Annotated in this window: 13 protein-coding genes; 10 read left to right on the top strand and 3 right to left on the bottom strand. The window is 43.3% G+C overall.

What is annotated here, in order from left to right:
- Positions 1–20: 20 nt before the first annotated feature.
- A complete protein-coding gene (gene nhaA / locus PROVRUST_RS15590) occupies positions 21–1,223 on the top strand; it encodes a Na+/H+ antiporter NhaA (protein ID WP_006815844.1) in 1,203 nt (400 codons plus the stop codon).
- 160 nt (positions 1,224–1,383) lie between these two features.
- Complete coding sequence (gene nhaR / locus PROVRUST_RS15585) at positions 1,384–2,307, top strand: transcriptional activator NhaR (RefSeq protein WP_006815843.1); 924 nt, start codon at positions 1,384–1,386, stop codon at positions 2,305–2,307.
- 51 nt (positions 2,308–2,358) lie between these two features.
- Here the strand turns inward: nhaR and rpsT are convergent, their stop codons facing one another.
- Positions 2,359–2,619: a 30S ribosomal protein S20 gene (gene rpsT, locus PROVRUST_RS15580; RefSeq protein WP_036950300.1), complete on the bottom strand. Its 261-nt coding sequence runs from the start codon at positions 2,617–2,619 to the stop codon at positions 2,359–2,361.
- A 599-nt stretch (positions 2,620–3,218) separates the two neighbouring features.
- Between rpsT and ribF the strand changes: the two genes are divergently transcribed.
- From ribF to carB, 8 genes are all read left to right on the top strand, one after another.
- Positions 3,219–4,157 (top strand): bifunctional riboflavin kinase/FAD synthetase, encoded by a 939-nt coding sequence (gene ribF / locus PROVRUST_RS15575; RefSeq protein ID WP_006815840.1) that lies wholly within the window; start codon positions 3,219–3,221, stop codon positions 4,155–4,157.
- Positions 4,158–4,185: 28 nt separating this feature from the next.
- The gene (ileS, locus tag PROVRUST_RS15570) at positions 4,186–6,996 is read left to right on the top strand and encodes an isoleucine--tRNA ligase (RefSeq protein WP_006815839.1); all 2,811 of its coding nucleotides are present in this window, start codon (positions 4,186–4,188) and stop codon (positions 6,994–6,996) included.
- A complete protein-coding gene (lspA, locus tag PROVRUST_RS15565; protein WP_006815838.1) occupies positions 6,996–7,499 on the top strand; it encodes a signal peptidase II in 504 nt (167 codons plus the stop codon). Before ileS ends, lspA begins: the two co-directional genes overlap by 1 nt.
- A gap of 102 nt (positions 7,500–7,601) precedes the next feature.
- On the top strand, positions 7,602–8,072 hold the full coding sequence (gene fkpB, locus PROVRUST_RS15560) for an FKBP-type peptidyl-prolyl cis-trans isomerase (protein ID WP_006815837.1): 471 nt from the start codon (positions 7,602–7,604) through the stop codon (positions 8,070–8,072).
- Complete coding sequence (gene ispH, locus PROVRUST_RS15555; RefSeq protein ID WP_006815836.1) at positions 8,053–9,006, top strand: 4-hydroxy-3-methylbut-2-enyl diphosphate reductase; 954 nt, start codon at positions 8,053–8,055, stop codon at positions 9,004–9,006. The genes fkpB and ispH overlap by 20 nt, the downstream gene beginning before the upstream one ends.
- A gap of 220 nt (positions 9,007–9,226) precedes the next feature.
- Positions 9,227–10,048, top strand: coding sequence for a 4-hydroxy-tetrahydrodipicolinate reductase (dapB, locus tag PROVRUST_RS15550; protein WP_006815835.1), 822 nt, complete (start codon positions 9,227–9,229; stop codon positions 10,046–10,048).
- Between the two features lie 445 nt (positions 10,049–10,493).
- Positions 10,494–11,657 (top strand): glutamine-hydrolyzing carbamoyl-phosphate synthase small subunit, encoded by a 1,164-nt coding sequence (gene carA, locus PROVRUST_RS15545; protein ID WP_039855671.1) that lies wholly within the window; start codon positions 10,494–10,496, stop codon positions 11,655–11,657.
- 15 nt (positions 11,658–11,672) lie between these two features.
- Complete coding sequence (gene carB / locus PROVRUST_RS15540) at positions 11,673–14,894, top strand: carbamoyl-phosphate synthase large subunit (protein WP_006815832.1); 3,222 nt, start codon at positions 11,673–11,675, stop codon at positions 14,892–14,894.
- Positions 14,895–14,968: 74 nt separating this feature from the next.
- Here the strand turns inward: carB and PROVRUST_RS15535 are convergent, their stop codons facing one another.
- On the bottom strand, positions 14,969–15,586 hold the full coding sequence (locus PROVRUST_RS15535) for a bifunctional 4-hydroxy-2-oxoglutarate aldolase/2-dehydro-3-deoxy-phosphogluconate aldolase (RefSeq protein WP_039855625.1): 618 nt from the start codon (positions 15,584–15,586) through the stop codon (positions 14,969–14,971).
- Between the two features lie 22 nt (positions 15,587–15,608).
- Positions 15,609–16,541: a 2-dehydro-3-deoxygluconokinase gene (gene kdgK, locus PROVRUST_RS15530; protein ID WP_006815830.1), complete on the bottom strand. Its 933-nt coding sequence runs from the start codon at positions 16,539–16,541 to the stop codon at positions 15,609–15,611.
- Positions 16,542–16,659 lie beyond the last annotated feature (118 nt).

Below are 16,659 nucleotides of genomic sequence, written 5' to 3'. Positions count from 1 at the left end.
CATTTTTTGAGGTTATACATATGACAGCAATTATTCGTAAATTTTTAAAATTAGAAGCAGCAGGAGGGCTACTCCTGATTATTGCTGCCATAGTCGCATTGATAATGGCTAACTCGCCATTACAAGGGGCTTACCAGCAATTTTTAGATATTCCGGTAGCAATTAAAATATCTTCACTAGAATTAGATAAGCCATTAATTTTATGGATTAATGATTTCCTTATGGCTGTTTTTTTCTTAGTTGTTGGTCTTGAAGTAAAGCGTGAATTATTGGAAGGATCCCTCGCGGGGCGTGACCAAGCGATATTTCCAGCTATTGCAGCTTTAGGCGGAATGTTGGCACCGGCGTTAGTTTATCTTGCATTTAATGGTGCAGATGACGTAACTCGTCAAGGTTGGGCAATTCCAGCTGCAACGGATATTGCATTTGCACTGGGTGTGATGGCGCTATTAGGTAAAAGAGTACCAACTCAATTAAAAGTGTTTCTACTGGCGTTAGCGATTATTGATGACTTAGGTGTTATCGTAATTATTGCGTTCTTTTATACAAATTCGGTCTCCATGATTGCGTTGGGGCTGGCGGCATTATGTGTGGCGATCCTGATTTTGATGAACTGGCGTCGAGTGGAAAATACGGCGGCTTATCTTGTCATTGGGCTTATCTTATGGGTATGTATCTTGAAGTCAGGTGTACATGCTACGTTAGCGGGTGTGATCGTCGGTTTCTTAATTCCATTGCGTGGAACGAATGGTACTAAACCTTCAGAAGAACTGGAGCACATGCTTCACCCTTGGGTGGTTTATTTAATTTTACCGATATTCGCATTTGCCAATTCAGGTGTTCAACTGAATGGAGTGACTTTTGATGGATTAATGAGTCCATTACCTTTAGGCGTTGCTGCTGGGTTAATTTTCGGCAAACCGATCGGTATTTTCTTATTTAGTTGGATTTCGGTAAAAGTAGGATTGGCGAAATTACCGGAGTCGATTAACTTGAAGCAAGTATTCGCAGTATCTGTACTTTGTGGGATCGGTTTTACCATGTCTATATTTATCACTGGTCTAGCCTTTGAAGGGTTAGATGAGGTGTATAGTACATACTCTAGACTGGGAATTTTAATTGGTTCTACCACTGCGGCATTGTTAGGCTATGTGATGTTAAGGATTGTCTTGCCAAAACCAAAGGTGACTCAATCAGATGATGAATTAACATCTAAAGCGTAATTATTAGTAAGAATTTCCGAGTCAATCATCTATGATATACCCGTGGTATAAGTACTTTACTGCGGGTATTTTAACTTTATAACTCCTGAATGATGGGAACAGGTAAATCGTATGGTCAGTATGTACTACGACAATTATTGGCGATACAAAAGGAATCGATATGCGGGTTTCACATCTAAATTTTAACCATCTTTACTATTTTTGGCATGTCTGTAAAGAAGGTTCTGTCGTTGGGGCAGCAGAAGCACTTTATCTGACTCCACAAACTATCACAGGGCAGATAAAAGCCCTTGAAGAGCGTTTGGGCGGTAAATTGTTTAAACGCCAAGGGCGTGGTTTAGTACCTTCAGAACTAGGGCAATTGATTTTCCGTTATGCGGATAAAATGTTTATGCTCAGCCAAGAGATGCTCGATATCGTTAACTATAGTCGGGAATCTAACCTATTGTTTGATGTGGGCGTTGCTGATGCATTATCGAAACGTTTGGTGAGTCGAGTATTAGAAACGGCAGTTGTGGAGCATGAGCAAATTCATTTGCGCTGTTTTGAATCGACCCATGAACTCCTACTGGAGCAGCTTAGCCAACATAAATTGGATATGATTTTATCTGACTGCCCAGTGGACTCTTCACAGCAAGAAGGGCTGTTCTCGGTTAAATTAGGGGAGTGTAGCGTAAGCTTTTTCTGTCGTCAGCCTGTGCCGAAGAAACCTTTCCCAGAATGCCTTGAAGAGCGTCGACTATTAATTCCGGGGCGCCGTTCTATGCTAGGTCGTCACCTGCTAACGTGGATACGTAATCAAAACTTACAAGTTGAAGTACTTGGCGAATTTGATGATGCGGCGCTAATGAAAGCATTTGGGATGTATCACAATGCAATATTTGTTGCACCATCTTTATACGCATTAGATATTTTTGCAGACAATGAAGTTGAGGAAATAGGGCGGTTAGACAGCGTAAAAGAAGAGTATTATGTGATTTTTGCCGAAAGAATGATCCAACATCCGGCGGTACAACGAGTCTGTAATAAAGACTTCTCTGATTTGTTCTCAACACCTTTTGATAGTCTCGAACAAAAAGTCTAGCAGACAAAAAAACCGGCCTAAGCCGGTTTTTTTAGTAATCAAGAAGCGAAATTACATTGCTTTGATTTGAGCAACTAAGTTAGCTTTATGACGTGCTGCTTTGTTTTTGTGGATCAAGCCTTTACTAGCATGGCGATCAACAAGCGGTTGCATGTCATTGAATGCTTTCTGTGCAGCTTCTTTATCGCCAGCAGCGATAGCAAGGTAAACTTTCTTGATAAAAGTACGTACCATAGAGCGACGGCTAGCATTGTGCTGGCGACGTTTCTCTGACTGAACGGCACGTTTCTTAGCTGATTTGATATTAGCCAAGGTCCAACTCCCAAATGTATTCTATGAGGACAATTCAAAGGTCGAGGAATATGCCCTGTCGCCCTTCATTTGTCAATGGATTTGTGCAAATAAACATCGTGTACTTCGATGTCAACATGCGTTGTGAATGGTGCAAGATTCTATCAGTAAATATTAGAAGAATACAGATCTTAGCATGAAAAAAAGCATAATTGATGGCAGATAATGCAAATCATTTTTGGTGAATAAATTTTTTTAGGGATATCAATAGGTCAACAAGCTCGAATTTACCCATATTTTGCCTGTTTTTTGTACTGCGCATGGTTTCAAGTAAAATCGCTGAGGATAAAACGATAAAAATTGAATATTTTTAGAGACCTCAGCGGAAATTTGTTGTATTGATAACCCACTGGTTATCCCAACTTTTTGATATCCCACTCTACTCAGATGTGATTAGTGAGCCCGCCTCGTGCGAATGCTGGCTGAACAGTGTAAAATCATTTGATTAAATAGTGTAGAAATCAAAAAAATAGGGTTTAATGAAAGCTTTTACGAACTTAGGTTAACCTTATGCGTCGTACAAGGTATAATCCTGCAATTTCCTCGGTATTGAGCCTGTTATGGAGCTAATTCGCGGTATACAGAATATCCGCTCGTACCATCATGGTTGCGTGCTGACTATTGGTAATTTTGATGGTGTTCATCGCGGACACCAAGTGTTACTTCAAAATTTGAAGCTCAAAGGCAAGCAGTTAGGACTACCTACTGTTGTGATGATTTTCGAGCCACAACCTCTTGAGTTTTTTACAGGGGATAAGGCGCCTGCTCGATTAACTCGCCTGAGAGATAAAGTAAAATACCTTGCTGATAGCGGGGTGGATTACCTATTGTGTGTCGAGTTTAACCAGCATTTTGCTTCACTAACGCCTGAAGCTTTCGTGTCTGACTTACTGGTCGACAAACTTGGGGTTAAATACCTTGCGATTGGTGATGATTTTAGATTCGGAAAAAATCGCATGGGAGATTTCACCTTTTTGCAGCAAGCAGGTGAAAGGCTCGGCTTTGAGGTTGCAGATACTGAAAGCTTCTGTGATTCAGGTATACGCATTAGCAGTACGGCAATTCGCAAAGCGATCCAAGAAAATAACCTCGTATTAGCCGAAAATTTATTAGGTCACACGTACTGCATTAGCGGTCGTGTTGTTCATGGTAATCAACTTGGTCGCACGATAGGTTTTCCGACAGCAAACCTACCGTTAAAACGTTTAGTCACACCAGTGACTGGCGTGTATGCTGTAGAAGTTCATGGTTTAGGCGATAAGCCTCTACCGGGTGTGGCAAATATTGGCACACGCCCAACGGTATCTGGAAAAGGTACCCAGTTAGAAGTCCATCTTATTGATGCCAACATGGATCTATATGGGCGTCATATTGACGTAGTGTTACGTAAAAAATTACGTGATGAACAGCGGTTTGCTTCCCTAGACGCGCTGAAGGAGCAAATTGCTAATGATGTAGTTGCCGCAAGGGAATACCTCGCAGCAATTGGAATCAGATAATTTAGCGGAAAATTGGAACTGAGAATCGATGAGTGACTATAAAAATACCCTGAATCTACCAGAAACAGGGTTCCCAATGCGTGGCGATCTCGCTAAACGCGAACCACAGATGTTAGAGCGCTGGTACAAAGAAGGTTTGTATCAGGCAATCCGTAAAGCAAAATCGGGCAAGAAGACGTTTATTCTGCACGACGGTCCTCCGTATGCGAACGGCAGTATTCATATTGGTCACTCAGTAAACAAAATTCTCAAAGATATTATTATTAAATCCAAAGGGCTGGCGGGCTTTGATTCCCCATACATCCCTGGTTGGGATTGCCATGGCTTACCTATTGAACACAAAGTTGAACAAATCGTGGGTAAACCAGGGGAAAAAGTTTCCGCCGCTGAATTTCGTGCGAAATGCCGTGAATATGCTAAAGAGCAAATCGAAGGGCAAAAAGCTGATTTTATCCGTTTAGGTGTGTTAGGTGAGTGGGATAAACCTTACCTGACCATGGATTTTAAAACCGAAGCGAACATCATCCGCGCATTAGCAAAAACTATCGCCAACGGCCACTTAGTGAAAGGAGCAAAACCTGTTCACTGGTGTACCGCATGTGGTTCTTCACTGGCAGAAGCTGAAGTTGAGTATTACGACAAAACGTCGCCATCTATCTATGTTCGCTTCCCTGCGGTAGATAGCAAAGCGGTATGCGAAAAATTTGGTGTTGCTAGTGATAAAGTCCCATCTTTAGTGATCTGGACGACAACGCCTTGGACCTTGCCAGCAAACCGTGCGATTTCGTTGAATCCAGAATTCAAATACTCTCTGGTCGATGCCAATGGTGATTTAGTCATTCTGGCAACTGACCTTGTTGAAGATGTGATGAAAACGGTCGGTATTGAGTCATGGACTGTATTGGGTGAATGTGAAGGCCGCGCATTAGAATTATTGCGCTTCGAACATCCATTTATGGGCTTTGATGTACCTGCAATTTTAGGTGACCACGTGACGTTAGATGCGGGTACTGGTGCGGTTCATACTGCACCGGGTCATGGCCCTGAAGACTATGTGGTCGGTCAAAAATATGGTTTAGAAACCGCAAACCCAGTGGGTCCAGATGGTTGTTTCTTACCCAATACCTACCCAACATTAGATGGCTTATTTATTTTTAAAGCCAACGATGTGGTGCTGGATATTTTAAATGAGAAAGGCTTACTGATGTACAAAAAAGCTATTTCTCACAGCTATCCATGTTGCTGGCGCCACAAGACGCCCGTTATTTTCCGTGCGACACCACAATGGTTTATCGGCATGGATAAAAACGGTCTGCGTAAACAATCTCTGAAAGAAATTGATATCGTTCAGTGGATCCCTGGTTGGGGGCGCGCCCGTATTGAATCAATGGTTGAAAACCGCCCGGATTGGTGTATTTCTCGTCAACGTACTTGGGGTACCCCAATGTCGTTATTCGTACACAAAGACACCGAAGAACTGCACCCACGTACCTTAGAGTTAATGGAAGAGGTTGCTAAGCGTGTTGAAGTCGATGGTATTCAAGCATGGTGGGATCTTGACGCTGCTGAGTTGTTAGGCGCAGATGCGGAAAGCTATCGCAAAGTTCCAGATACGTTAGACGTATGGTTCGATTCAGGATCGACCCACTTTGCTGTGGTTGATGCGCGTCCAGAATTCCACGGGAATTCCGCAGATATGTATCTGGAAGGTTCAGACCAGCATCGCGGCTGGTTCATGTCTTCATTGATGCTGTCTACCGCGATGAAAGGTAAAGCGCCTTATCGCCAAGTATTGACTCATGGTTTCACTGTAGATGGCCAAGGCCGTAAGATGTCTAAGTCTTTAGGCAACACAGTGAGCCCACAAGAAGTCATGAACAAACTGGGTGCGGATATCTTACGTCTTTGGGTTGCATCAACAGATTATACTGGCGAAATCGCCGTTTCTGATGAAATCTTAAAACGTGCAGCAGATTCTTACCGCCGTATTCGTAACACCGCACGTTTCTTACTGGCAAACTTAAATGGTTTCAATCCAGAAACTGATATGGTGAAACCAGAAGATATGGTGGTGTTAGATCGTTGGGCGGTAGGTCGTGCGCTTGAGGCTCAAAAAGAGATTACAAAAGCGTATGATGAGTATGATTTCTTAGGCGTTATCCAACGTTTAATGCATTTCTGTTCGATCGAAATGGGCTCATTCTACCTCGATATTATCAAAGACCGTCAGTACACTGCGAAAAGTGATGGCTTAGCTCGTCGTAGCTGCCAGACGGCACTGTTCCATATCGTGGAAGCGTTAGTTCGTTGGATCGCGCCAGTTCTGTCCTTCACATCGGATGAAATCTGGAGAGAATTGCCAGGTAAGCGTTCACAGTTTGTTCTCACTGAAGAATGGTACGACGCTTTATTTGGTTTAGATGCTTCTGAAGCGATGAATGATAACTTCTGGGCTGACTTATTAGCGGTTCGTGACGAAGTGAACAAGGTTCTGGAACAAGCGCGTACAGATAAACACATTGGTGGTTCTCTGGAAGCCTCTGTGACCTTATACGCAGATCCAGAACTGGCAGCGAAGCTGAATAGTTTAGGTGATGAACTGCGTTTCGCATTGCTAACATCTCAAGCGAATGTTGCTGATATTGCAACGGCTCCAGCAGATGCACAGCAGAGCGAACTGAAAGGTCTGAAAATTACCTTTAATAAAGCAGCGGGTGAAAAATGCCCTCGTTGCTGGCACTATGCTAGTGATATTGGTGCAGTGGCTGAACAACCAGATATTTGTGGTCGCTGTGTGACTAACGTAGCCGGTAACGGTGAATTGCGTAAGTTTGCTTAATGAAAACACCTATTTGTTCTACGGGTTTGCGTTGGCTGTGGCTAACGGTTGTGATTATCATCGCAGATTTAGGGATTAAGCATTTAGTCTTAAAAGACCTGGTTCTGTATGAAGCACATCCAGTGATTCCGTTTTTTAACATTATGTATGCTCAAAACTTTGGAGCCGCATTTAGTTTTCTGGCGGATAAAGGCGGCTGGCAACGTTGGTTCTTTGCTGGAATTGCGATTGCGATTTCTATCATCTTAATGGTGATGATGTATCGTCAAAGTGTTAAAAAACGCCTCAGCAACATTGCTTATGCATTGATTATCGGGGGAGCAATCGGTAATTTATTTGACCGACTCGTCCATGGCTTTGTTGTCGATTATATTGATTTTTATGTCGGCGACTGGCATTGGCCGACTTTCAATCTAGCGGATATGGCGATTTGTATTGGCGCAGCATTAGTCATATTTGAAGGCTTTTTGCCTGAGAAACCCAAGCAAGAAGACACCAAATAGAGCAGATAGCGCGATAGGTTACTAAAAACCTGATATTGCACATTAATAATCACAGCCCGGATATAGCCGGGCTGAATTTTATGACAGAAAATAGGTTTAGATATGTCTACTCAAATACAGCCGCAGAGTTCTGTTTTACTGCATTTCACATTGAAATTGGAAGACGGCTCAACGGCGGATTCCTCTCTTGCACAAGGAAAACCTGCGTTATTTGTCCTCGGCAATGATTCTCTATCCCCCGAATTGGAAGCGCAATTAATTGGGCTTTCAGTTGGTGACAAGAAGACATTCTCTTTGGCTGGGGATACGGTATTTGGGAAGCATAATCCAGATCTAATGCAATACTTTTCATTACGTGATTTTATGGATACAGGCATTCCTGAAATTGGCACTATCATGCTGTTTACTTCAATGAATGGCAGTGAAATACCGGGTGTTGTAAAGTCCATTGAAGGGGAATCTATTACGGTTGATTTTAACCATCCACTGGCTGAACAGCAGATTACGTTTGAAATTGAAGTTATCGAAATAGACCCACAATTGGAGAGTCAACATGCAAATATTAATGGCTAATCCTCGTGGATTTTGTGCGGGTGTTGACCGTGCAATCAGTATTGTTGAGCGTGCGTTAGAAATTTATGGCGCACCAATTTATGTGCGTCATGAAGTGGTACATAACCGCTATGTGGTGGATGATTTACGTCAGCGCGGCGCTATTTTCATTGAAGATATTTCAGAAGTCCCAGATGGCTCGATTTTAATCTTCTCTGCTCACGGCGTTTCTCAAGCTATCCGCCAAGAAGCTCGTTCACGTGATTTAACCATGTTGTTTGATGCGACTTGCCCATTAGTGACAAAAGTCCATATGGAAGTGGCAAGAGCGAGCCGTAAAGGCAAAGAAGCCATTTTAATTGGGCATGCGGGTCACCCAGAAGTCGAAGGCACCATGGGGCAATACAGTAACCCTGAAGGGGGAATGTATCTCGTGGAAAGCCCTGACGATGTTTGGCATTTACAGGTAAAAGATGAAAATAACCTGTGTTTTATGACCCAAACCACGCTTTCGGTGGATGATACCTCCGATGTGATCGACGCTTTAACTCGCCGTTTCCCGAACATTGTCGGACCACGCAAAGATGATATTTGCTATGCAACGACTAACCGCCAAGAAGCGGCGCGTGAGTTAGCTGAAAAAGCGGATATCGTTCTGGTTGTGGGATCGAAAAACTCCTCGAATTCTAACCGTTTGGCAGAGCTAGCATCTCGAATGGGAAAAGCGGCTTTCTTAATTGACGGTGCAGAAGATATCCAGACTGACTGGTTAGTGGGTAAGCAAATTATTGGCTTAACAGCAGGGGCATCCGCGCCAGATATTTTAGTTCGCCAAGTTATTGATCGTTTGAAAGCGTTAGGTGCAGATTCTGTTGTCGAGCTGCAAGGGCGCGAAGAGAATATCGTATTTGAAGTACCGAAAGAGTTACGCGTCGACGTCAAAGAAATTAGCTAATTTAAAAAATTAATAAAGTGATAGCCATTGTTAAGCATGGCTATCACGCTCTATTTCCTCATTTTATCCCCTACGATACAAATTTTTCTGATAATCATTTCCCTTTCTACGCTTTTATTAATACCCCCTGATTATTGCTGGCGTCTCGATACAAGATTCTTTAAGGTGTAACTATGATTTAGTCTTAGTTATCGCCCAATTTATTATTCAAGGATCAAAAATGGCAGATTCAATGGTACGTGTTGCGATTGTCGGTGCAGGTGGTCGTATGGGACGCCAATTAATTCAGGCAGTGCAAGAACAAGAAGGTGTTCAATTAGGCGCGGCTCTTGAGCGTGAAGGCTCATCGCTAATAGGAACAGATGCGGGGGAATTGGCGGGTATTGGTCAAATCGGAATTAAGGTTGTCGGTGGGCTAGATTCTGTCGTTGATGACTTTGATGTTTTGATTGATTTCACACGTCCCGAAGGCACATTACAACATTTAGCATTTTGCAAAACACACCAAAAAGGCATGGTAATCGGTACAACAGGGTTTGATGAACAAGGCAAGCAAGCCATTGCTGATGCAGCAAAAGTTATTCCGATTGTGTTCGCTGCCAACTTCAGTGTTGGTGTGAACTTGGTGCTGAAATTACTGGAAAAAGCGGCGAAAGTAATGGGAGATTACACTGATATTGAAATTATTGAAGCTCATCATCGCCATAAAGTTGATGCTCCTTCAGGCACTGCATTAGCGATGGGTGAATCTATCGCGGATGCATTAGGAAAAGATCTGAATGAGTGTGCAGTGTATGCACGAGAAGGCTATACCGGAGAGCGCGAACCGGGCACGATTGGTTTTGCTACTGTACGTGCTGGTGATATTGTTGGTGAGCATACGGCGATGTTTGCTGATATTGGTGAGCGTGTAGAGATAAGCCATAAGGCTTCTAGCCGTATGACGTTTGCTAAAGGTGCAATTAAAGCATCTTCATGGGTTAGTGCTAAAAATAATGGGTTATATAATATGAAAGATGTCTTAAATCTTGATGTTTTATAATTTTTTTAAATAAAAATCATAATAAAATCAAGCATCATTATTTAATGATGCTTTGTTTTAAGTGTTATGAATTTATTTTTTATTTAGTTTATTGTTTGTTGTTGTTTTGTGTTTTATTTCCATTGTTTTTCATTGAAAATTTAACTTTGGATTCACTTCTGACTGCGTTATCATCATTTTTAACTTTTCTTTGCTATTAATCGTTTGCTTTTCTACCTATGAATAGTTATTTCATTGCCTTCTCGACTAAAAAGTAGGTAATAAAGTAAAAAAGTAAGGTAAATGTGAAAAAAAAGCATTTTTTTCTAGACAAGACCCTATCTCATCATTAGAATGCGCGCAATTTGCCAAAAATCTGCTTAAAAACTCATTTTGGCATTGATTTAGATTGCAAAATCTGAATTAATATGCAAAAAACGTGATTGATTATTCTCCGGAGGGTGTTTTGATTAAGTCAGCTATATTGGTTCTGGAAGACGGAACCCAATTCCACGGGCGCGCCATAGGTGCTGAAGGGGCCGCTATTGGAGAAGTCGTTTTCAATACTTCAATGACCGGATATCAAGAAATAATTACCGACCCTTCCTATTCCCGCCAAATTGTTACTCTCACTTATCCCCATATTGGTAATGTCGGCACTAATGCTGATGACGAAGAATCTCCTAAAGTACATGCTCAAGGCCTCATCATTCGTGACTTACCATTAATCTACAGTAACTTTCGTGGTCAGGAAGGATTGTCTGAATATCTAAAACGTCACAATGTGGTGGCTATTGCAGATATCGACACACGTAAATTAACCCGCCTGTTGAGAGAAAAAGGTGCGCAAAATGGTTGCATCATTGCCGGTGACAATCCTGATGTCGCATTAGCACTAGAAAAAGCGCGTGGCTTTACGGGATTAAATGGTCTGGATTTAGCCAAAGAAGTCTGCACCAAAGAAATTTATAGCTGGACTCAACGCTCTTGGAATCTAGATGAAGGGCAACCCGCAGCAACGAAGGCCGATGAATTACCATTACATGTGGTTGCTTATGATTTTGGTGCCAAACGTAATATTCTGCGCATGTTAGTTGACCGTGGTTGCCGCTTGACGGTGGTTCCTGCAACGACTCCAGCAGAAACCGTTTTAGCCATGAACCCAGATGGTATTTTCTTATCTAACGGCCCAGGCGACCCAGCACCTTGTGACTATGCCATTAACGCCATTCAAGAGTTTCTGAAGACTGAGATTCCGGTATTCGGAATCTGTTTAGGTCACCAATTACTGGCGTTAGCCAGCGGTGCTAACACGGTGAAAATGAAGTTTGGTCACCACGGCGCCAACCACCCAGTTAAAGATTTAGACAAAGATGTTGTGATGATCACCGCTCAAAACCACGGTTTTGCGGTAGATGAGTCGACATTACCCGATACATTACGTGTGACGCATAAATCTCTGTTTGATGGAACCTTGCAAGGTATCCACCGCACAGATAAACCTGCATTCAGTTTCCAAGGTCACCCAGAAGCGAGTTCTGGTCCTCATGATGCAGCCGGTCTTTTTGACCACTTCATTGATTTAATAAATGAATATCGTCAAAACACACCACGTCAAAACGCAAAATAATCGGGGAGCAGAGAAATGGCAAAACGTACAGATATAAAAAGCATTCTGATCTTAGGTGCGGGTCCAATTGTTATCGGTCAAGCATGTGAATTTGACTACTCTGGTGCACAAGCGTGTAAAGCGCTGAGAGAAGAAGGTTACCGAGTTATTTTGGTGAACTCTAACCCTGCTACCATCATGACTGATCCTGAAATGGCAGATGCTACCTACATCGAACCGATTCACTGGGAAGTCGTACGCAAAATTATTGAAAAAGAGCGCCCAGATGCGGTATTACCGACCATGGGAGGGCAAACAGCCCTAAACTGTGCGCTGGAACTTGAGCGTAAAGGTGTACTGGCTGAATTTGGCGTCACCATGATTGGTGCGACAGCCGATGCGATTGATAAAGCTGAAGACCGTCAACGCTTTGATAAAGCGATGAAAAAAATCGGCTTAGGCACTGCGCGTTCAGGTATTGCCCACACAATGGAAGAAGCTTATGCCGTCGCTGACGACGTTGGCTTCCCTTGTATTATCCGTCCATCATTTACCATGGGTGGAAGTGGCGGCGGTATCGCCTATAACCGTGAAGAGTTTGAAGAAATTTGTACTCGCGGTTTAGATTTATCTCCAACCAACGAATTATTAATCGATGAGTCACTGATTGGCTGGAAAGAGTATGAAATGGAAGTTGTCCGCGATAAAAAAGACAACTGCATTATCGTCTGCTCAATTGAAAACTTTGATGCGATGGGGATCCACACTGGCGACTCTATCACCGTAGCGCCTGCGCAAACGCTGACTGATAAAGAATACCAAATCATGCGTGATGCCTCGATGGCAGTATTGCGTGAGATTGGGGTAGAGACTGGTGGTTCTAACGTTCAATTTGCGGTTAACCCAAAAGATGGTCGCTTAATTGTTATCGAAATGAACCCTCGCGTATCTCGCTCATCAGCACTAGCATCAAAAGCAACGGGCTTCCCAATTGCTAAAATCGCCGCGAAACTGGCAGTGGGCTACACCCTCGATGAGTTAATGAATGACATTACGGGTGGCCGTACCCCAGCATCATTTGAGCCATCAATCGACTATGTTGTGACAAAAATTCCTCGCTTTAACTTCGAAAAATTTGCAGGTAGCAACGACCGTCTAACCACGCAAATGAAATCGGTTGGTGAAGTGATGGCGATTGGCCGTACTTTCCAAGAATCTATGCAAAAAGCACTGCGTGGCTTGGAAGTGGGCGCAACAGGTTTCGACCCGAAAGTGAGCCAAGATGACCCTGAATCATTAACTCGCATTCGTCGTGAATTGAAAGATGCTGGCTCTGACCGTATTTGGTACATCGCGGATGCATTCCGCGCTGGCTTATCGGTCGACGGTATTTTTAACCTGACCAATATCGACCGCTGGTTCTTAGTGCAAATCGAAGAGCTGGTACGTTTAGAAAATGAAGTGGCAGAGCTAGGCATTAATGGCCTGAACAAAGAATTTTTACGCCACCTAAAACGTAAAGGTTTCGCGGATGCACGTTTAGCGAGCTTAGTGGGTGTTTCTGAAACAGAACTACGCAAATTACGCCAAGGCTATGATTTACACCCAGTCTATAAGCGAGTGGATACCTGTGCCGCTGAATTTGCCACAGATACCGCGTATATGTATTCCACTTATGAAGAAGAGTGTGAATCCAACCCGAATAACGACAAGCCAAAAATCATGGTGTTAGGCGGTGGTCCAAACCGTATCGGTCAAGGTATCGAATTTGACTACTGCTGCGTACATGCTTCTCTAGCGCTGCGTGAAGATGGTTACGAAACCATCATGGTGAACTGTAACCCAGAAACAGTCTCTACCGACTACGACACTTCAGACCGCTTATATTTTGAATCGGTAACGCTGGAAGATGTACTAGAAATCGTCCGCATTGAACAGCCTCAAGGCGTGATTGTCCAGTATGGTGGACAGACACCACTGAAATTAGCGCGTGCGCTGGAAGCGGCGGGAGTTCCTATCATTGGAACTAGCCCAGATGCTATCGACCGTGCAGAAGACCGTGAACGTTTCCAACAAGCCGTTAACCGCTTAAACTTGAAGCAGCCAAAAAATGCGACGGTAGCAACCATCGAACAGGCTGTAGAAAAAGCGGCAGGCATCGGTTATCCGCTGGTGGTTCGTCCATCTTATGTCCTCGGTGGCCGTGCAATGGAAATCGTCTATGACGAAGTTGACCTGCGTCGTTACTTCCAAAATGCAGTGAGCGTTTCTAACGATGCGCCAGTCTTACTCGACCGTTTCCTTGATGATGCGATTGAAGTGGATGTTGATGCTATCTGTGACGGCGAAATGGTACTGATTGGCGGCATTATGGAGCACATTGAACAAGCGGGCGTTCACTCTGGTGACTCAGCTTGTTCACTGCCAGCTTATACATTAAGCCAAGAAATTCAGGATGTGATGCGTGAACAAGTGCGTAATCTTGCCTTTGAATTACGTGTTCGCGGCTTGATGAACGTCCAATTCGCAGTGAAAAATAACGAAGTTTATCTGATTGAAGTGAACCCTCGCGCAGCCAGAACAGTTCCATTTGTATCTAAAGCAACGGGGGTTCCTTTAGCGAAAGTTGCTGCTCGTGTGATGGCGGGTCAAACACTGACTCAGCAAGGTGTCACCGAAGAAGTCATTCCGCCTTACTACTCCGTGAAAGAAGTGGTTCTGCCATTTAACAAGTTCCAAGGTGTTGACCCAATCCTAGGACCTGAAATGCGCTCTACGGGTGAAGTCATGGGCGTTGGTCGCACATTTGCAGAAGCATTTGCGAAGGCGATGTTAGGCAGCAGCTCCACCATGAAGAAATCAGGTCGCGCACTGTTATCGGTTCGTGAAGGGGATAAAACTCGCGTTGTGGATTTAGCAGCTAAATTGCTGAAACATGGCTTTGAGCTGGATGCAACTCACGGAACGGCGATTGTTCTGGGTGAAGCGGGTATTAACCCTCGCTTAGTTAACAAGGTACATGAAGGTCGTCCGCACATTCAAGACAGAATCAAAAACGGTGAGTATGACTACATCGTGAACACCACGGCAGGCCGCCAAGCGATTGAAGATTCAAAACTCATTCGCGGCAGCGCACTTCGCTACAAAGTTCACTATGATACAACGCTCAATGGCGGTTTCGCGACGGCATTATCATTAAGCGCAGACCCAACCGATAAAGTGATTTCTGTTCAAGAGATGCACGCATTAATTAAGTAATCATTGAGTTAATAATGAGCAGCCCCAGTGGTGTTATCGCTACTGGGGCTTTTTTATCATGTTAATAATGTGGATTAAATGTTCGCCGCCTCAGCGATAAGCTTACCGAGTTCTTCCCACTGTTCATTATCGACCAAATCAGCCGGAACCATCCAAGACCCACCACAGACAATGACCGAAGATAATGAATTATATTGGTGGATATTTTCTGTATTAATTCCCCCTGTAGGCATAAAACGAACGGGATAAACCGTCCCTAAAGCCTTGAGCATCGATACACCGCCTGAAGCTTCCGCTGGAAAGAATTTTAATGTAGTCAGATTAAATTCAAGAGCTTGTTCAACTAAGCTCGGGTTATTCACACCGGGGATGATGGGGATATTTTTTTGTTGGCAGTAGCTAACAATTTTAGGATTAAACCCCGGACTAACAATAAAATCGACACCGGCATCAATAGCAAGATCAACTTGTTGGGTCGTTAAAATAGTACCTGCGGCAATCAGTAAATCTGGATAGGCGGCTCGCATATTTTTAATTGCATCAACGGCGGCATCAGTACGAAAAGTGACTTCGGCACAAGGTAAACCATTTTCCATTAATGCTTTGGCAATTGAAGTGCCGTGCTTAGCATGATTGATAGTGATTACGGGCACGACGCTGAGTGCGGTTAATTTTTCAATGAGTTGGTTCATTGGGTATCCTTTTATCTTTTGCTCAGTCAATAGTTGGCATTGCATCTAGTGGAATGATAGCGCCCCGGTGTTGGATAACTGTTCCGGCTAATAAATGCCCCATTTTTGCGGCTTCATTAGGGGATGCGCCGAGAATTCGACTGGCTAAATATCCTGCACTAAATGAGTCCCCCGCCGCGGTTGTATCAATGATGTGGTCAATTTGATTGGCTGCAATGCTAATGCAGTGGTTATCAATGATGACGAAACAATCATCCCCTCCGCGTTTAATCACAATTTCTGGTACCCCATATTGTTGTGTACGGGCGATAGTGTCATTTTCATGAGTATCACCATAGAGAGATTTTTCATCATCAAAGGTGAGAAAAGCGATATCGGTAAGATGGAGAATTTGCTGATAAGCTTGCTGGGCAATGTTGGGCGATTGCCAAAGAGTAGGGCGATAATTATTATCAAATATAATTTTTGCGCCCTGTTGTTTGGCTATTTTGAGCATCGTTAATAAACATTGACGCGGTTCCTCGGGTAAAATTGCCAAGCTAATACCGCTCAGATAAATATAATTTTGCTGGTTAAGCCGCTGCTGAGTTTGTTCTTGGGTGCGATCATTGAGCCAAAACTTCGCCGCAGAATTATCTCTCCAATAGAAAAAACGTCGCTCACCATCGGGGGACGTTTCAATTAAATACATACCAGGTAGCGCTTTTTCAGAAAGAAAAACATCTTCTGTATTTATTCCTTCTTTTTCCCAACTCTCAATCATCTGTTGGCTAAAGGGATCTTTTCCTAATCCGGTGAGATAGCGCGTTACGACACCATGATCTTTCGTTAAACGGGAAAGATACAATGCAGTATTGAGAGTATCCCCACCAAAACTTTGTTTGTATAATTCACCTGATTTCTGTAACTCAACCATACATTCGCCGATAACCGCGACTTGCTGATGTGTACTCATTTTTATCACCTACGTGATGACGATCCATCGTTGATCGTGAATTTTCATGAATTAAATAGAGAGCGTTGGGTGAAAAGTAAAGACTGAAAAATCAGCCTTTACTCCGATTTTTTATAGG

It is taken from the genome of Providencia rustigianii DSM 4541 (assembly GCF_000156395.1).
Taxonomy (GTDB): Bacteria; Pseudomonadota; Gammaproteobacteria; order Enterobacterales; family Enterobacteriaceae; genus Providencia; species Providencia rustigianii.
The sequence above is the reverse complement of the archived record's forward strand: the minus strand, read 5'-3'. Positions and strand labels throughout refer to the sequence as shown.